Raw genomic sequence first — 16,151 nt, 5'->3', positions numbered from 1 at the left:
GTCCGGACGGTCACGCCGCGGCGGTCCGGGTCAGACCGCTCCCGGGAAACCGTGCTGGCGCCACGCCTCGTACACCGCGACCGCGGCGGCGTTGGCGAGATTCATCGAGCGCCGGCCCGGCAGCATCGGTATGCGGACCTCGTCGGTGAGGTGTTCGTCGGCGAGCACCTCCGCCGGCAGCCCGGAGGGCTCGGCACCGAACAACAGCACGTCACCGGGCTCGTAGTCGATGGCGGTATGCGCGGTGGCGGCCCGGGTGGTGAACGCGAACACCCGGGCGGGCCGTAACCGCTCCCAGGCGGTATCCAGATCCGGATGGACGGTCACCGAGGCCAGGTCGTGGTAGTCCAGCCCCGCCCGCCGCAGTTTCGCCTCCGACATATCGAACCCCAGCGGTTCGATCAGATGCAGTTCACTGCCCGTTCCGGCGGCGAGCCGGATGGCGTTGCCGGTGTTGCCCGGAATACGGGGCTCGTGGAACATCAGCTTGAACACAGCAGGTCAGCTTGTCACGGAGAGCCGGCGGCCGGGATGGCGGGGCGTGCGGCGGATACGAGTGGAAGCGGAGTGGGCAGGTCCACCGGACCGCGGCGGGCCTCCTCGGTGGGGATCCGTTCCAGGACTCCGCCCGCGAAGACGTCGTAGAGCGGTAGCGATTCCAGGTGGACGTAGCCGATATGGCAGTCGCACAGCGCGCGCGGGCACGGTCGCGGACCCAGTGCGTCGCGGTAGGAATCGTCGTAGAGGTTGCCGAGGGGCTCCTGCACGAAATGGCAGCGGTGGGCGGTGCCGTCGCCGTCGATCGACAGCACCGACGAACCGGTCCGGCAGTCGCGGCCCAGTGACCGGTGCGGGTGCCGGCTGAACGGGAACAGCGGGTCGATCGCGGTCCAGTCGGCGGCCTCGGGGTCGGTGTACGTGTGATCCTCGGCGGCATTGATCCACAGATAGACGTGCTCGGGGAGATCGGCGCGCAGTCGCCTGGCGTGTTCCAGATGGTCGGGGAGCCCCACGACCCCGACACTGAACCGGGTTCCGGCCGCCGCGAGTTCCCGGGTCTTGTCGAGGAATCGCCGGTAGGGGGTCTGGCCGGGATGGTAGGTGCACCACAGGGCGACGGTGTCGCGATCGGCTTCGGCGAGCCAGCCGGTGCGGCAGCTCAGATTGGTCTGGATGGCGACCCGGCGCACCTGGGGCAGATGCGAGAGTTCCACCAGCGCCCGGCGGTACCAGGAACGGACCAGGCCCTCGCCCCACGGGGTGAACAGCACCGAGATCTCGTCGCGCTGGTCGCGCACCCAGCCGGTGAAACGTTCGAGCGCGGCGCGGTCGGCCCGCAGCTGTTCGCGACTGTCGCGGCGCTTCGCGAAGGGGCAGTAGGGGCAGTCGTAGTCGCAGGAGGCGAGCGGCCCCCGGTACAGCAGGGTGAGCGGCACCCGGGTCACCGCACTTCGTAGGCGGTCATGGCCGCGGCCACGGTGGGGGAGAAGAACTCCGGGCCGATGGCGTCGGAGTAGGCCAGTCCCTCGGGGGAGAGCCGCAGCAGCTCCGAACCGGTATCGGCCAGCCAGCCGCGGTCGGCCAGCAGGGCCAGTTCCCCCGCGAAATCGGCGTCCGGATCGGTGCCGAACCGATCGCGATAGCCTGCCACCCGCATACCGCCGGCCTGCAGGATCGACTGCAGCAGATACCGGCGCCGGGCCTCGTCCGCGTCGATCGCCCGGCCGTTCACGGCGTGCCCGAAATCCGTGGTGGCGGTATAGCTGTCGATGATCGACCGGACCTCGTGCACGGATACCGCGTAGTCGAACGAATAGTGCAGGCCCCGGGTGTAGGAGCGGGCGCCGCAGCCGAGGCCGATCATGCCGTCGGTCTGGCAGGAGTAGTCGTCGGGCCCGGCCGCGGGGGCGTCACCGCGCCGGAACATCCGCATGGACCGCTGCTCGTAACCGTGCGCGCGGAGATGATCCCGGCCTTCGCGGTAGCGGCGCAGCCGGTCGGCGTCCCAGGCCGCGTCGGCCGCGTCCCGGTCCATTCGCGACAGTCCGGTGAGCGGACGCACGTAGAGCGGGTAGAGATAGATCTCCTCCGGGCGCCAGGCCAGCGCGGCGTCCAGTGACCGCCGCCAGCTCGCCGCGGTCTGGCCGGCGATACCGTAGATCAGGTCGATGTTCAGGTTCGCGACGCCGGTGTCCCGGATCCGGCCGAGGGCGGCCTCCACATCGGCCCGGCGCTGCGGGCGGACCGCGGCCCGGGCCTCCGCGTCGTCGAAACTCTGTACGCCCAGGCTGATCCGGGTGGCCCCGCGTTCGGCCAGGATCGCCAGCCGGTCCGCGGTGGCGGTGGTGGGTGAGGTTTCGACGGACAACCCGATGGCGCCGAGGTCGGCGCCCATGATGTGTTCGGCGATATCGCAGAGCCGGGTGAGCTCCGCTGGGTCGAGGTAGGTGGGGGTGCCGCCGCCGAACGCGGCATTGGCGAACCGTGGCGCGGGTTCGCCGCCCAGGCATTCGCGGACCGTCTCGGCCTGGCGGGTGAGAGCGTCGAGGTAGCGGGTGGTGAGATCGCCGGGGGCGCCGACGCGGGTGAAGAGATTGCAGAAACCGCAGCGTATTTCACAGAACGGGATATGCAGGTAGAGCGAGAGCGGGTCGCGGGGTTCGGCGGCCCACAACTCGCGCAGCGACGGGCGCGGCGTCAGCGGGCGGTAGGCGGTCTTGTGCGGGTACGCGTAGACGTAGTTCTGATACGGCCGGGGCATCCGGACGGGAGCCCGCGTCATGCCGCTCCTCCGGTCGCCGCCGGGATACCGGGTTCCGGTGTGGGTTCCAGGAAGAAATGGCCGTAGGGGACGGTCCAGACCGATTCGTGACCCAGCCGATGCCCGGTGTACCCGTCCTCGCCGTAGGCGGTGCCGTGATCGGAACAGACGACGGCGAAGGTGCGGCCCCGGGCCCGCAGCGCGCCGAACAGGCCGGGCAGATGGTGGTCGACATAGCGCAGGGCCGCCGCGTGCGTCTCCCGGCTGTCACCGGCCTCCCGGGTCGCGCCGGGCAGATGGAACCAGTTGGGCTGGTGGAGCGCCGATACGTTGACGAACAGGAACAGCCGGCGTCCGGGCGAGGTGGACGCGATCACCTCGCGTGCGCACGCGAGCTGCGCCTCGAACGAGGTGGGGGAGGCGACGGAGAATTCCGGGCCCCAATGGCTTTCCGCGAACAGTCCGGGCAGAGTGCTGCCCAGCGCGCCCTGTTTGTTGAAGAAGCCCACACCTCCCACGCACACCGTGCGATAGCCGCGGGAGGCGAGTGCGGCGGGCAGGTCCGCTTCGTCGAAGACGAAAGTGCCCGGCGCGGTGGTCTCGCTCCCGGCGAACCGGCCCGCGAACAACCGCGGATGTGGGCCCGGCGTCGCCGGCGTGGGCAGGAATCCGGCGAAGATGGCCTGGTGGGATGCGTAGGTGAAATTACCGGGGGCATGGCGTTCTTCCCAGACGCCGTCCGGGAGCAGCGCCGTCAGATTGGGCAACCGGCCCGCTGCCGCCTCCGCGGCGGCCACGTCGTAGCGCAGGGTGTCGAGGGTGAGCAGCAGCAGGTCGTCCCGGCCGATCACCTCGTTCATATCAGGCCGGTACATGCTGGTCCTCCGGAGCGGATGCGGTGCGCACCGCACCGTACCAGCGCTGCGCCGCCGCGATCTGGGCCGTGTAGGTGTCCAGGCCCGCGGCGGGAGTGCCGGGAAATCCGGTGATCCGGGGCAGTAGATCGCCGAACGCGTTCACCTCGCCGACCACATAGCGCCGCCAGCCCGCGGTGGGCAGCAGATCGACGCAGACGCACAGCGTGCGCGGGAAACAGGCGGCGGCCCGTTCGGCCAGGTCCAGCGCGTGCCACCAGTGTTCACCCGCCGCCGCCCGGACGGCGTCCACATCACCGCGCAACCCGCCGAGGTGCAGGTTGGTGATGGGTACCGAGGCGCTGCGCACGACGAGATGGGTGGCGCGACCGGCGATCACCACCACCCGCAGATCGCAGGACCGGCCCTGGACCGAAGCCTTCGGAATCCACCGCTCGATATGCAGGCCGTCGGGCGCCAGCGTGTCCACGATCGCCGCGACCTCGGATTCGGTGTGGTACCGGCGCACCCGCAGCGAATTGTGCAGCGCGCCGGACGCGGTGAGTTCTACGGAGGTGGTGGCCCGGATCCGGCCCGCCGGATGCCGTTCCACGGCGAGCACCCCGGATGCCGACGAGCCGTGCGCGATCTTCACGAAGGCCCGCGGCATCCCGGCGTCGTCCATCCGCCGGCGGACCTCCTCCCAGCCGCGGAGAACCGTGATACGGCCCGACGTCGGTGAGTCCGGTACCGGCAGGCCGGCCGCCGCCAGCCGGGCGTGGCACAGCCGTTTGTCGAACAGCACCGCGAGTTCGGCCGGGTCGTCGAGCCGGTGACCGCCGTCCAGCGAGGCCACGGCCGCGCCGAAACGGGCGTACCAGCGCGCCGTACCCTCCACCCGGGTCGGATCGGTGACCCCGCGCAGCAGCCGGTCCACCTCCGGGCTCTCGCCGGCCGAATCCAGCCGCACGAGTTCGTCTCCGGTGAACCGGTATCCGCCGTCACGCAGGACGGTGAGCCAGTCCACCACCCGCGGTGGCGGCGATCCGGCCGCGACCGCCGCCGCGACGAACGACCGGACCCGCCGGTTCTCCCCGTTGCCGACGACCACCCAGCGGTAGATCCGGTCGCCGGGTTCCGATGTCATTCGCCGACCGAGACGTACCGCATGACCTCGCCGTTGTCGCGGGTATAGGTCTGCGCGTCCGAGCTGTCCAGGTCGAGCGCCACGTCCGGGCCGAGCGCCGCCCGCATCCGCGCGCACATCTCGGGGCTCAGATAGTTGTGATGCATATCGAGGCCGGTCAGATGCGTCAGCGGTTGTCCGGCCAGCAGGGCAGCCGCCCCGGTGTCGGTGAGCACACCCAGGGAGATGTCGAGGGTTTCGAGCCGGGCCACCACCGGCGCGGAGGCCAGCGCGGCGCAGACCTCGTCCTGGATCTCGGCGTTGCGCAGGGCCAGATGCCGCAGGCTGGGCAGCCGGTCGCCCGCGAGCAGTGGCGCGAGATCGGCGACCTCGGTATCGCCGTCGTAACTCGGAGTGCCGAGCCACAGTTCGAGACGGGTCAGAGCGGGCAGATCACTGGCGCCGATACCCCGGACCACATCGGCGCCCAGCCCGCCGGTCTGCACCGTGAGGGTACGCAGGTTCTCGTGCCGCGAGGCGGGGAAACGGAGGTCACCGGACCCGCGCACCGCGAGTTCGGTCAGTTCGGGATAGGCGTCGAGCAGGTCGGTGACCCGGCCCTGGGTGATCCACGAGATCTCGTTCTCCTCCTGGACGATATCGCCGACGAATATCGACCGCAGCGCGGGCAACCGGTCGGCCGCGGCCACCAGCAGCTCCAGCACGGGATCCACCGGATCGAAACCGTCGCTCTCCTCGATATCGACCCACGGCCCGACGATGAAGGCCCGCACCCGGGTGGTGTCCACCAGCTCGAGGAACCGGGCGAACTGGTCTTTCCACTGTGTCTCGGAATCCCAGCCCATCCGGCCGACCCGCCAGGCCACCGTGTCCGGCTCGGGATGGTCGAAGGATTCGACGGCGGCGTTCTCCGGTTTCGCCAGTTCCTCCGGGAAGTCGAAAACCGGCAGGCCGCCGAACTCCGTCAAATGATCGCTGATCATGGGTATGCCTTTCCGTGGATCATTCGCCGCAGGCGACGAAGCGCCAGACCGTGCCGTCGCCGTCCATATCGTCCTGGGCGTCGCCGGGGTCCAGATCGAGCTCCACGCCCGCCGGTTCCAGCGTTTCCCGCAGGCGCTCCAGCAGCGCCTCGCTGAGGTAGTTGTGATGCAGGTCCAGGCGTTTCAGATGGGTCAGCGGCTGGCCGCCGAGCAGCGCGGCGGCGCCGTCGTCGCCGAGTACCCCCATGGACAGGTCCAGCGTTTCCAGGCCGGCCACCACCGGCGCCGCCGCGAGCGCCACACACACCTCGTCCTGGATCTCGCTGTTGCGCAGCGCGAGGTGGCGCAACACCGGCAGCCGGTCACCGGCGCAGATCGCGGCGATATCGGAGATCTCGCCGTCCCAGCCGTATTCGCTCGTGCCCAGCCAGAGGTCCAGCGTGGTCAGCGCCGGGAAATCACTGGCCCCGATATTGCGCACCACCTCGCCCGGCAGACCACCCGATTCGAGGGTGAGACGTTCGAGGGCCGGATGCCGCACTGCGGGGAAGGTGAGCCCGACCGACCCGCGGATACCGAATTCCCGCAGTTCCGTGAAGGTTTCCAGCAGTGTTCCCGCCGGTCCCGGCTGGATCCAGGAAATCTCGTTCTCCTCGTAGGTGATATCGCCGAAGAACAGTGCGCGCAGCGCGGGAAGGCGAACACGCGCGGCGGCGAGCGCGTCGATCACCTGCCGGCCGCCGTGATCGGGATGGATCGCGTCGGTGAGCCAGTGCCCGACGATCAGTGCGCGCACCCGGGCGGTGTCGACCGTGTCGAGAAAGGCGGCGAAGGCATCGGACCAGGTGAGTTCGCTGGTCCAGGAACCGGCCCGGATCCGCCACGCCACCGACTCCGGGTCCGGTAGTGCGGCCGGGTCGGGCGGCTCCTGCCGGAGGAAGTCGAACACGGGCAGCCCCGCGAACTCCTCCAGATGTTTTCCGATCGCCATGAGACCCTTCCTCGCCGCTGTTCGAGAAGGTTCTACCAGTGCTCGGTGACCAGTGGTGGCCGAGCGCTGTTGGCGCAGGTCGGATTCCGCCGGACCGGGGTCCGGGCCCGCTCCGGGACTCTGTCGGTGGGCGCCGTTATGGTCCCGTCAGCAACCGCGCGAACGCGCCGGGAACGGGAGGAAGCCGCATGTATCGCCAGGGAGACGTTCTGATCGTCCCGGTCGAGGAAAGCGCCGTCGCGGCCGCGAAACAGTGGACGCGGGCGCGGCGCGACGGCCGGGGGCGGCTGGTGCTCGCCCTCGGCGAGGTGACCGGGCACGCCCACGCGCTCGCCTCGCCCGGCACGCTGTTCCAGGATCCGCACGCACCGAACTCCCTGGTCCTGCATCTGCCCGAGGGCGGCCGGCTGGTCCACGAGGAGCACGCGGCGATCGGCCTGCCCAAAGGCTGGTACCACGTGGTGCGCCAGCGCGAATACATCCCGGGCTCGGTCCGGATCGTCGCCGACTGACCACGCACCACGATTGCCCGTGCGAGAGAAGGAAAAAGGATCGATGACGGAAACGACCGGGTGGCGCGAGATCTCGGTGGCGACCGGCCCCGGCGACCGGCCGACCGCCGAGGCCGGGGTGCGGCTCGCCTACGAGCGGGCCGGCCTGCGCGCGCCGGAACGGATCATCTGGGTGCGATCGCCGCTCGAGGCGGTGCGGCTGCTCGACGCGAAGCCGCTCGCAGACGAGGCGGGGAGGTCGGTGCGGGAAGCGGTTCGCACCGCGCCCTGGGCGGCCGCCCGGGAACGGCTGCACACCGAACTGGGCCCGCGCGGGTTCGCCCGGCACTGGCAGGCCGAGGGAGCCGGTCTGTGGGAACTGACCGATCCGGTGGTGACGCGAATCCGTGACGCGGTGGTCGCGGGCCTGCTCCCGGAGTCCGCGAGCGGCCCGGAACAGCGGAGCCCGCGGGACTCGGAGCCGACCGCCTCCGCGCGGGAACCGCGTATTCGTCTGCTGCTGCTGGACGCGGTGCTGGGTCAGCACGACGCCGCGTGGCTGTCCGCCTTCGATGCCGGTGCGGGGTCGGCATTGGCGGGTCTGGCAGCCGTGGCGCGGGAAGCGGGCTGGTGGTGGCCCTACGAGAACCTCGCGGTGCTCAGTGAACGCCCCACCGCCCTGCACCGCGACGAGGCCGGCCGGCTGGATCGCGCCGACGGCCCCGCCGTCGGGTACGCCGACGGGTTCGCCCTCTACGCCTGGCGCGGGATGCCGGTGCCCGGTGAGTTCCTCGCCGAACTGGCCACACTCACCGCCGACCGCATCCGCACCGAGGAGAACGCGGAACTGCGGCGCGTCATGCTCGAGCACTACGGCTACGAGCGTTACCTCACGGAATCCGGCGCCGAGCCGCTGCAGCGCGACGAGACCGGGATCCTGTGGCGGATCGCGCTGACCGGCGACGAGGACGTGGTGATGGTGGAGGTGGTCAATTCCACCCCCGAGCCGGACGGCACCAGCCGCACCTACTGGCTGCGGGTCCCGCCCGCCACCCGCACCGCCCGGGAGGGCGTCGCCTGGACATTCGGCCTCGGCGCCGCGGAGTACGCCCCGGTCGCGCAGACCTGACCCGTCGCGTCTGGAACAATCGCATCCGTGACCGACGCCGAGATCCTGACCGACGACGCTCCCGGCACCGGCAACCGCTGGCGGGGTTTCCTGCGCTGTCATCTGCCGATGGCCGTGGTGGTACTCGTGATCCTGGTCGCCGTGGTCTTCGTCGCTCAGGATCGCTGGCGTCGCGGGGCCTTCTTCTTCGGCGGGGCGACGCTGATCGCCGCGGCGTTCCGCCTGTGCCTGCCGACTGCCCGGGTCGGCCTGCTCGCCGTGCGCAGCCGTCCGTTCGACGTGGGCGCGCTGACGCTGCTCGGCAGCTCCATCGTGTTCCTGGCCGCCACCATCAACACCCTCGGGGTGGGATAGCCCGCGGTCAGCGGGAAGTGCGCGCCAGGTTCATCGTCTGGACCAGCAGTTTGCCGATGGCCGCCGCCTCGGTGAGGAAACCGTCGTGGCCGTCGCGGGAGGCGATGACCTCGAAATGGCGGCATCCGGCCAGGCCCTCGGCCAGCTCCCGCTGGGTGTGCAGCGGGTAGAGCCGGTCGGAGTCGATACCGCCGACGATGCACGGCACCTCGGCGGTGGCCATGGCCGCCTCGATACCGCCGCGCCCGCGGCCGATATCGTGGCGGTTCATCGCCTCGCTGAGCAGCACGTAGGTGGCGGGATCGAAGCGCTTGCCCAGTTTCTCGGCCTGGTATTCGAGATAGCTCTGGACCGCGTAGCGGCCGCCGTCCCAGGGGTCCTCGCCCTGCTGGGGGCTGTTGCCGAACCGGCTGTCCAGTTCGACCTCGGTGCGGTAGGTCAGATGCGCGATCCGCCGCGCGATACCCATTCCCGTCATCGGCGCGCGACCGGTGCCGTGATAGTCCCCGCCCTGCCAGTCGGGGTCACCGGTGATCGCGGCGATCTGGGTGGTCTGGGTGCCGATCTGGTCGGCGGTGGCCCGCGCCCCGACCGCCAGCACCAGCGCCGCGGCCAGCCGGTCCGGTGCGCCGAGCATCCACTCGAGGACGCGCATACCGCCCATCGAACCGCCGACCGCGGCGGCCAGGCGTTCGATGCCGAGCAGATCGAAGAGCCGGAACTCGGCGGCGACCTGGTCGCGGATGGAGATCTCCGGGAACCGCGAACCCCAGGGCGCGCCGTCCGGCGCGGCGGAGGCGGGACCGGTACTGCCCTGGCAGCCGCCGAGCACGTTGGTCGCCACGACGCACCATTCGTCGGTATCGATCGGCGCACCCGGCCCGACCATCCCGTTCCACCATCCGGGCGAGGGATGATCGGCATCCGGTTCGCCCACCACGTGGGAGTCGCCGGTCAGAGCGTGCTCGATCAGCACAACATTGTCCCCGGCCGGGGACAATTCGCCCCAGCGCTGGACCGTCAGCCGGATATCGGGCAGATGGGCCCCGTTCTCCAGCGTCAGATCACCGATCGAGACGAGACCCGGCGTGCCGTCGGGTGGTGGCAGCTGTGCCACGGGACGGGCCGTGGTCCGTTCGGTGCCCACCGTCACGCGACGGCTTCCGTGCGCAGAACCGGCCTACAACGCGATACCTGACAGGTATCAATGGCTCGGACGCCGGTCGGGACCCGCCCGGTTCCGGAGCGACCAGAGGGAGGGAGCGCAGCGACCGACCGCCGGGAGTGAAGAACCGGGTCAATAGGGCCCCGACCCCGCGGCGCCGGAGGCGACGCCAAAAATACAGTCATATCGTGCTCCAGAAAATAGGGGGTTGCTCGCCGAAACGCCGGAGTGTCACGATCGACGTGACCGGCACCGGGACATAACGGCAGCCTCCTCGTGTGCGCTTGCTCCCGGCTTTCGGAAGCCCGGTCATCACCCGGAGCACCCCACCGCAGCAGGAGGGTTGCCGGCCAGCGAGCCGGGGCTTGGCGCTGGCGCTCATGACCTGATCAACATGGTAGCGGGACCCTCGAGGGGATCGAAATCGGCATCGGGGGCCACCGGGTAATCTTGTGGCACGACTCACTCTGTGACATCTCACGACCGGGGCTGGCTGCACCGTGAGGACACCACAAGCAGTACGCTCGTCTTGGTTACACCAGACGTCTCGTGGACAACGCGGGATGTATACGTTGTCTGTTGAACAGCTGGGGTCCGCTCACAAGCGTGTTCGCCTGGCCGTCCAATGAGGGCACCAGTCTTAGGAGGACACGAAGATCCATGTCCAAGATCAAGGTTGAAGGCACCGTCGTCGAACTCGACGGCGACGAGATGACCCGGATCATCTGGCAGTTCATCAAGGACAAGCTGATCCACCCGTACCTCGACCTGAACCTCGAGTACTACGACCTCGGCATCGAGTACCGCGACAAGACCGACGACCAGGTCACGGTCGACGCGGCCAACGCCATCAAACAGCACGGTGTCGGCGTCAAATGCGCGACGATCACTCCTGACGAGGCCCGCGTCGAAGAGTTCGGTCTCAAGAAGATGTGGCGTTCACCCAACGGCACCATCCGCAATATCCTCGGCGGCACCATCTTCCGCGCCCCGATCATCATCTCCAACGTCCCGCGTCTGGTTCCGGGCTGGACCAAGCCGATCATCATCGGCCGTCACGCCTTCGGCGACCAGTACCGCGCCACCGATTTCAAGGTCTTCCAGGCCGGCACCGTCACCCTCACCTTCACCCCCGAGGACGGCAGCGAGCCGATCGTGCACGAGGTCGTGCAGATGCCGGAAGACGGCGGCGTCGTGATGGGTATGTACAACTTCAAGAAGTCCATCGAGGATTTCGCGCGGGCCTCGTTCAACTACGGCCTGCAGCAGAACTACCCCGTCTACATGTCGACGAAGAACACCATCCTCAAGGCCTACGACGGCATGTTCAAGGACACCTTCGAGGAAGTGTTCGAGGCCGAGTTCAAGAGCCAGTTCGAGGCGGCCGGCCTCACCTACGAGCACCGGCTGATCGACGATATGGTCGCCTCCTCCATGAAGTGGGAGGGCGGCTACGTCTGGGCGTGCAAGAACTACGACGGCGATGTGCAGTCCGATACCGTCGCCCAGGGCTTCGGTTCGCTGGGTCTGATGACCTCGGTGCTGCTGACCCCGGACGGCCAGACCTGTGAGGCCGAGGCCGCGCACGGCACCGTCACCCGGCACTACCGTCAGCACCAGCAGGGCAAGCCGACCTCGACCAACCCGATCGCGTCGATCTTCGCCTGGACCCGCGGCCTCGAACACCGCGGCAAGCTGGACAACACCCCCGAGGTGATCGGCTTCGCGCAGACCCTCGAGGACGTGGTCATCAAGACCGTCGAGGGCGGGCAGATGACCAAGGATCTCGCACTGCTGGTCGGTGGCGACCAGGGCTACCTGAGCACCGAGGAGTTCCTCGCCGCACTGGACGCCAACCTGGCGCGCGCACTGCGCTGATCCTCGCCCGGTACGCCGGGCGGTGATATCCGTACGAACGCCATGCATGGCACAACGGGCTGTTGTCATGCATGGCGTTCTCGCGTTCCGGGGCGGTGCCGGGACCGAAAGGCAGCGCGGCCGCCGGAAAACTGGCAGGCTGTCAACAAGGCGGGCGCAGTGGAGCGTCCGCCCGGTGGTTTACACCGTAATGCTGCTGGTGATACCGGAGGACGACGATGTTCGAATGGTCCGATACCGACCTGATGGTCCGCGACGCGGTGCGGACGTTCATCGACAAGGAAGTGCGCCCGAACCTGGACGCCCTGGACAGCGGCGAGATGCTGCCCTATCCGATCCTGCGCAAGCTGTACGCGGATTTCGGTATCGGCGCCATGGCCGAGGAGGCCCTGAACAAGCAACTGGCGGCCAAACAGGCCGCCGCCGACGGTGTGGAGAAGCCCGCCGCGCAGCACCGGGAGCCGTCGGACAGCGGGTTCGATCAGCAGACCATGATGGCGGTGCTGACCAGTGAGCTCTCGGGTGTGTGTATGGGCCTGTGCAGTTCGCTCGGGGTGAGCACCGGGCTCGGCGGCGCCACCATCCTGTCCCGGGGCACACTCGCCCAGCAGCAGCGCTGGGTCCCCGATATCGTGAGCCTGCGCAAGGTCGCCTGCTGGGCAATCACCGAACCCGATTCGGGGTCGGACGCGTTCGGCGGGATGAAGACCACCGTGCGACGCGACGGTGCGGACTACATCCTCAACGGCCAGAAGACCTTCATCACCAACGGCCCCTTCGCCGACACCCTCGTGGTGTACGCGAAATTGGACGAAGGCGACGGGACCCCCGCCCGCGATCGCAAGGTGCTCACCTTCGTGCTCGACCAGGGTATGGAGGGCCTCACCCAGGGCAAACCGTTCAAGAAGATGGGCCTGCACGCCTCTCCGACCGGTGAGTTGTTCTTCGACAACATCCGGCTCGGCCGCGACCGCCTGCTCGGTGAGACCGAAGAACACCGGGGCGGCGACGGGCGGGAAAGCGCCAAATCGAGTTTCGTGGCCGAACGCGTCGGCATCGGTTTCATGGCGCTCGGCGTGATCAACGAATGCCTGCGCCTGTGCACCGATTACGCCCGCAACCGCACACTGTGGGGTCAGGAGATCGGCCGCTTCCAGCTGATCCAGCTCAAGCTGGCGAAGATGGAGGTCGCCCGGATCAATGTGCAGAACATGGTCTTCAACATCATCGAGCGCGGGAAGGCCGGAAAGCCGCTGAGCCTCTCGGAGGCCTCGGCGGTGAAGCTGTACTCCTCGGAGGTCGCGACCGAAGTGGCGATGGAGGCGGTGCAGTTGTTCGGCGGCAACGGTTATATGTCGGAGTACCGCGTAGAACAGCTGGCCCGCGACGCGAAATCACTCATGATCTACGCGGGCAGCAACGAGATCCAGGTAACCCACGTCGCGAAGGGCCTCCTGGGAACCTGAGCCGACCGGTCGCCGAAGGTGCCGATCACACACCTTCGGCGACCGGATCCCCCCACACCCCAAGAACCGCCCCAGCCGAACCTCCCTCACCTATCCCCGGCCCCCCCGCAACACCCGACCGCCGATCACCCTCCTCCATCCAACCGGTCGCCTCCGCCGGGGCGGGGCCCGCCCGGTTCTGGAGCGACCAGAGGGAGGGAGCGCAGCGACCGACCGCCGGGAGTGAAGAACCGGGATGCCAGGGCCCCGCCCTCGAGCGGCGGAGCCGCTCCAATCACACAGCCCGCAAATGGTCGCGGCTGGCGTAGATGTGTTCGGCGATGAGGTTCGCGATGCGCTCCGGGGTTTCCAGCATCGGGACGTGACCGGCCCGGCGCATCATGATCCGGTCCGCCGATCCCGGTAGTTCGCGCAGGAAACGGCGTGCGTAGACCCGCGGCGGCAGAACCCGGTCGGATTCGGCGAGGATCAGCCGTACCGGGGTCGTCAGATCGGACATATCCGAGAGGGACGGGCCGCGCAGGGTCGCGGCGATGAGCGGGAGCAGCGCCGGGCAGTGCAGACCGGCGCGGATCTGCGCCACGATGTCCTCGCGTGGAACCGCGCCGGCGTCCTTGACCAGTGAGTGGGCGACGGCGCTGCGGACGACCCGGCTCTCGACCGGGAAATCGCCGAGGTGCCTGCCGATTTCGATGATCTGGTTCAGAACCAGGAACTTGCCGGCGGCGGCGAACTGGGCCGCGGACGGGGTTTTCCAGCCGCCGGCGGGGGCGATGGCGGTGAGGGTGCGGGCCCGGCCGCGTCGGGCCAGTTCGAATCCCACCCAGCCGCCGAGGGAGTTCCCGGCGATATGGCAGGTGCGCCAGCCGAGTTCGTCGAGCTGGGCCTCGACCCGGTCGGCGAGGGTGCGGGCGGTGTAGCGGCGGTCGGCGAGTTCCGGCCCGCCCCAGTGCCCGGCGAGGGCGGGGGCGAAGACCTCGCAGCGCGCGGCCAGCAGGTTCGCGGTGCGTTCCCAGCAGTGCGGGGAGAGCAGTACGCCGTGCAACAGCAGGAGGGGGGCGCCCGATCCGAGGTGCAGGGCCGGGACCGGCCCGGGTGGGGTGGGTGCGGAGGTGCCTGACATCGGTGTCGTCACCCCTTCCTGGCAAGTAGCGGTGACCTGTCATTGTACGGTCGGTCGGTGCCTTACATCCTCTCCACCGTCAACGTCAACGGCGTCCGGGCCGCCGCCGGCAAGGGGCTGCTGGCCTGGTTGTCGCGGACCGAGGCCGATATCGTCTGCCTGCAGGAAACCCGCGCCGACGATGCGCAGGTGGCCGCCGCGCTCGCCCCGGCCCTGGATCAGGGGTGGTATCTCGCGCATGCCGAACCGGGGTCCAAGGGACGCGCGGGGGTCGGGGTGCTGTCACGGCGCCCGATGAAGTCGGTGCGCGTCGGCGTGGAGCCGGACAGCGAGTTCGTGACCACCGGCCGCTATATCGAGGTCGAGTTCGACGAGGTGACCGTAGCGAGTGTCTACGTGCACACCGGTGAGGCGGAGACGCCGAAACAGGACGAGAAGTACCGCTTCCTCGATGAGCTCGCGGCCCGGATGTCCACCCGCACCGGTGCTTTCGTGATCGCGGGCGACTGGAACATCGCCCATACCGAACGTGATCTGAAGAACTGGAAGGGCAATCTGAAGAAGTCCGGTTTCCTGCCCGCCGAGCGGGCCTGGCTGGATCGGCGGCTGGCCGCCGGGTACGTCGATGTGGTGCGTGAACTTCACCCGGAGGGGGATGGTCCGTTCAGCTGGTGGTCGTATCGTGGGCGCGCGTTCGACAACGACACCGGCTGGCGCATCGATTACCAGCTGGCGACTCCGGAGGCCGCCGGGCGGGCCAAACAGGCGGTGGTCGAACGGGCCGCGACCTATGCGGAACGCTGGTCGGACCATGCTCCGGTGACGGTGCAGTATCGATGAAGGGGTAGCTCGTGCGTGCGAAATTCTGGAAGATCCTGTCGGCGGTGGGCGCCGCGGTGGTGGCGATCGTCGTCGCCCTGCTGAGCACCCAGGCGGGGGACGACGGGGCGGGCGCCCCGGTCGCGGCGGTGTCGGCGACGGCCACCGTCTCCGCGCCGGCGGGGGTGGGGTCGGATTCACCGGTCGCGTCGCAGGTGGCCGGGGTCCCCGACCGGGCGTACGCGACCCTGGTGGAGATCGATGCCGGGCGCTGGCCCGATTCGGCGAACGCGCCGGGCACCAAGGGCGGGGAGACGTTCCGGAACCGGGAGGGCCGGCTGCCCGCCACCGACGACGCGGGTGCGCGGGTCTCCTATCGGGAGTGGGATGTGAACCCGAAGAAACCGGGGCAGTCCCGCGACGCCGAACGCATCATCACCGGCAGCGACGGTTCCGCCTGGTACACCGGCGACCACTACGACACCTTCACGAGGATGCGCTGATGCCCGAACCCGTCGCGCTGGCGGATTTCCTGAGTTTCTCCTACGACGGCGGTCCGCGCGCGTCCGGCGCGCCCTATACCGCCCTGGGCACGGCGGCGGTGGATGCCGCCGAGTTCAGCGGTCTGCGCTATCGGGCGCCGGCGGATTTCCGGGTGCGTGAACTGCGCGGGAGCCGGATGCGCACGGTGGCGGCGCTGTTCGACGAGTGCGCGGCGGCTTTGCAGTTCCCCTACTACTTCCGGCCGAACAAGGATTCGTTCGACGAATGCATGCTGAGTCTGGATGAATCGCTGGGCGAGGCGGGCGGTTACGTGCTCGCTGTGCGTGACGCCGGCGAACTGCTCGCGGACGCGCCGGAGGAACGGGAGTGGTTCGCCTCCGTGGTGGAGGAGTGCGCGGATTTCTGGCCGTCGCGCGAGGTGGTGTTCCGGGTGATCCTGCAGGGTGGGCCCGCGGATCTGACCGGGGTGCCGCTGCGGATCTGACC

Annotated in this window: 17 protein-coding genes and 1 riboswitch; of the genes, 8 read left to right on the top strand and 9 right to left on the bottom strand. The window is 69.2% G+C overall.

The window, feature by feature from the left end; translation table 11 throughout:
- Nucleotides 1-30: 30 nt before the first annotated feature.
- Genes ACZ6SF_RS20755 through ACZ6SF_RS20725 form a run of 7 tightly spaced genes read right to left on the bottom strand, consistent with a single transcriptional unit; the run spans nt 31 to nt 6,736 of the window.
- On the bottom strand, nt 31-495 hold the full coding sequence (locus ACZ6SF_RS20755) for a tRNA (cytidine(34)-2'-O)-methyltransferase (RefSeq protein ID WP_466063807.1): 465 nt from the start codon (nt 493-495) through the stop codon (nt 31-33).
- A 14-nt stretch (nt 496-509) separates the two neighbouring features.
- On the bottom strand, nt 510-1,445 hold the full coding sequence (locus ACZ6SF_RS20750; RefSeq protein WP_466063806.1) for an STM4011 family radical SAM protein: 936 nt from the start codon (nt 1,443-1,445) through the stop codon (nt 510-512).
- Nucleotides 1,442-2,782, bottom strand: a complete 1,341-nt coding sequence (locus tag ACZ6SF_RS20745; RefSeq protein WP_466063805.1) for an STM4012 family radical SAM protein — start codon at nt 2,780-2,782, stop codon at nt 1,442-1,444. Before ACZ6SF_RS20745 ends, ACZ6SF_RS20750 begins: the two co-directional genes overlap by 4 nt.
- On the bottom strand, nt 2,779-3,621 hold the full coding sequence (locus ACZ6SF_RS20740; RefSeq protein WP_466063804.1) for an STM4013/SEN3800 family hydrolase: 843 nt from the start codon (nt 3,619-3,621) through the stop codon (nt 2,779-2,781). The genes ACZ6SF_RS20745 and ACZ6SF_RS20740 overlap by 4 nt, the downstream gene beginning before the upstream one ends.
- Before the next feature lies 1 nt (nt 3,622).
- Nucleotides 3,623-4,762 carry an STM4014 family protein gene (locus ACZ6SF_RS20735; RefSeq protein WP_466063803.1) on the bottom strand — a complete coding sequence of 380 codons (1,140 nt, stop codon included), beginning with the start codon at nt 4,760-4,762 and terminating at the stop codon, nt 3,623-3,625.
- Nucleotides 4,759-5,745 carry an STM4015 family protein gene (locus ACZ6SF_RS20730; RefSeq protein WP_466063802.1) on the bottom strand — a complete coding sequence of 329 codons (987 nt, stop codon included), beginning with the start codon at nt 5,743-5,745 and terminating at the stop codon, nt 4,759-4,761. The genes ACZ6SF_RS20735 and ACZ6SF_RS20730 overlap by 4 nt, the downstream gene beginning before the upstream one ends.
- A gap of 19 nt (nt 5,746-5,764) precedes the next feature.
- Complete coding sequence (locus tag ACZ6SF_RS20725) at nt 5,765-6,736, bottom strand: STM4015 family protein (RefSeq protein WP_466063801.1); 972 nt, start codon at nt 6,734-6,736, stop codon at nt 5,765-5,767.
- Between the two features lie 188 nt (nt 6,737-6,924).
- Here ACZ6SF_RS20725 and ACZ6SF_RS20720 point away from each other — a divergent pair, with 188 nt between their 5' ends.
- From ACZ6SF_RS20720 to ACZ6SF_RS20710, 3 genes are all read left to right on the top strand, one after another.
- Nucleotides 6,925-7,248, top strand: coding sequence for a hypothetical protein (locus ACZ6SF_RS20720; protein WP_466063800.1), 324 nt, complete (start codon nt 6,925-6,927; stop codon nt 7,246-7,248).
- 43 nt (nt 7,249-7,291) lie between these two features.
- A complete protein-coding gene (locus ACZ6SF_RS20715) occupies nt 7,292-8,356 on the top strand; it encodes a DUF6745 domain-containing protein (RefSeq protein ID WP_466063799.1) in 1,065 nt (354 codons plus the stop codon).
- A gap of 108 nt (nt 8,357-8,464) precedes the next feature.
- Complete coding sequence (locus ACZ6SF_RS20710; RefSeq protein WP_466064079.1) at nt 8,465-8,710, top strand: DUF3017 domain-containing protein; 246 nt, start codon at nt 8,465-8,467, stop codon at nt 8,708-8,710.
- A 7-nt stretch (nt 8,711-8,717) separates the two neighbouring features.
- Here ACZ6SF_RS20710 and metX read toward each other — a convergent pair whose 3' ends face one another.
- Nucleotides 8,718-9,863, bottom strand: a complete 1,146-nt coding sequence (gene metX / locus ACZ6SF_RS20705; protein ID WP_466063798.1) for a homoserine O-acetyltransferase MetX — start codon at nt 9,861-9,863, stop codon at nt 8,718-8,720.
- Nucleotides 9,864-10,150: 287 nt separating this feature from the next.
- Nucleotides 10,151-10,261: riboswitch (SAM riboswitch) on the bottom strand.
- 274 nt (nt 10,262-10,535) lie between these two features.
- Between metX and ACZ6SF_RS20700 the strand changes: the two genes are divergently transcribed.
- Together ACZ6SF_RS20700 and ACZ6SF_RS20695 are read left to right on the top strand one after the other, a co-directional pair.
- Nucleotides 10,536-11,753 (top strand): NADP-dependent isocitrate dehydrogenase, encoded by a 1,218-nt coding sequence (locus tag ACZ6SF_RS20700; RefSeq protein ID WP_466063797.1) that lies wholly within the window; start codon nt 10,536-10,538, stop codon nt 11,751-11,753.
- A gap of 218 nt (nt 11,754-11,971) precedes the next feature.
- Nucleotides 11,972-13,219 carry an acyl-CoA dehydrogenase family protein gene (locus ACZ6SF_RS20695; RefSeq protein WP_466063796.1) on the top strand — a complete coding sequence of 416 codons (1,248 nt, stop codon included), beginning with the start codon at nt 11,972-11,974 and terminating at the stop codon, nt 13,217-13,219.
- Nucleotides 13,220-13,493: 274 nt separating this feature from the next.
- Here ACZ6SF_RS20695 and ACZ6SF_RS20690 read toward each other — a convergent pair whose 3' ends face one another.
- Nucleotides 13,494-14,342: an alpha/beta fold hydrolase gene (locus tag ACZ6SF_RS20690; RefSeq protein WP_466063795.1), complete on the bottom strand. Its 849-nt coding sequence runs from the start codon at nt 14,340-14,342 to the stop codon at nt 13,494-13,496.
- A gap of 57 nt (nt 14,343-14,399) precedes the next feature.
- On the opposite strand from ACZ6SF_RS20690, the gene ACZ6SF_RS20685 reads away from it, so the two are divergent.
- Genes ACZ6SF_RS20685 through ACZ6SF_RS20675 form a run of 3 tightly spaced genes read left to right on the top strand, consistent with a single transcriptional unit; the run spans nt 14,400 to nt 16,149 of the window.
- Complete coding sequence (locus ACZ6SF_RS20685) at nt 14,400-15,182, top strand: exodeoxyribonuclease III (protein WP_466063794.1); 783 nt, start codon at nt 14,400-14,402, stop codon at nt 15,180-15,182.
- 11 nt (nt 15,183-15,193) lie between these two features.
- Complete coding sequence (locus ACZ6SF_RS20680) at nt 15,194-15,664, top strand: guanyl-specific ribonuclease (protein ID WP_466063793.1); 471 nt, start codon at nt 15,194-15,196, stop codon at nt 15,662-15,664.
- Nucleotides 15,664-16,149: a barstar family protein gene (locus ACZ6SF_RS20675; RefSeq protein ID WP_466063792.1), complete on the top strand. Its 486-nt coding sequence runs from the start codon at nt 15,664-15,666 to the stop codon at nt 16,147-16,149. The genes ACZ6SF_RS20680 and ACZ6SF_RS20675 overlap by 1 nt, the downstream gene beginning before the upstream one ends.
- Nucleotides 16,150-16,151 lie beyond the last annotated feature (2 nt).

It is taken from the genome of Nocardia sp. NPDC049935 (assembly GCF_055586645.1).
This window is presented reverse-complemented; position numbering and strand designations above follow the sequence as displayed.

Bases quoted from the DNA above. Each gene is read 5' to 3' on its own strand.
- ACZ6SF_RS20745 (WP_466063805.1), bottom strand. From the start codon at position 2,782: ATGACGCGGGCTCCCGTCCGGATGCCCCGGCCGTATCAGAACTACGTC.
- ACZ6SF_RS20740 (WP_466063804.1), bottom strand. From the start codon at position 3,621: ATGAACGAGGTGATCGGCCGGGACGACCTGCTGCTGCTCACCCTCGAC.
- ACZ6SF_RS20735 (WP_466063803.1), bottom strand. From the start codon at position 4,762: ATGACATCGGAACCCGGCGACCGGATCTACCGCTGGGTGGTCGTCGGC.
- ACZ6SF_RS20730 (WP_466063802.1), bottom strand. From the start codon at position 5,745: ATGATCAGCGATCATTTGACGGAGTTCGGCGGCCTGCCGGTTTTCGAC.
- ACZ6SF_RS20725 (WP_466063801.1), bottom strand. From the start codon at position 6,736: ATGGCGATCGGAAAACATCTGGAGGAGTTCGCGGGGCTGCCCGTGTTC.
- ACZ6SF_RS20720 (WP_466063800.1), top strand. From the start codon at position 6,925: ATGTATCGCCAGGGAGACGTTCTGATCGTCCCGGTCGAGGAAAGCGCC.
- ACZ6SF_RS20715 (WP_466063799.1), top strand. From the start codon at position 7,292: ATGACGGAAACGACCGGGTGGCGCGAGATCTCGGTGGCGACCGGCCCC.
- ACZ6SF_RS20710 (WP_466064079.1), top strand. From the start codon at position 8,465: ATGGCCGTGGTGGTACTCGTGATCCTGGTCGCCGTGGTCTTCGTCGCT.
- ACZ6SF_RS20700 (WP_466063797.1), top strand. From the start codon at position 10,536: ATGTCCAAGATCAAGGTTGAAGGCACCGTCGTCGAACTCGACGGCGAC.
- ACZ6SF_RS20695 (WP_466063796.1), top strand. From the start codon at position 11,972: ATGTTCGAATGGTCCGATACCGACCTGATGGTCCGCGACGCGGTGCGG.
- ACZ6SF_RS20690 (WP_466063795.1), bottom strand. From the start codon at position 14,342: ATGTCAGGCACCTCCGCACCCACCCCACCCGGGCCGGTCCCGGCCCTG.
- ACZ6SF_RS20675 (WP_466063792.1), top strand. From the start codon at position 15,664: ATGCCCGAACCCGTCGCGCTGGCGGATTTCCTGAGTTTCTCCTACGAC.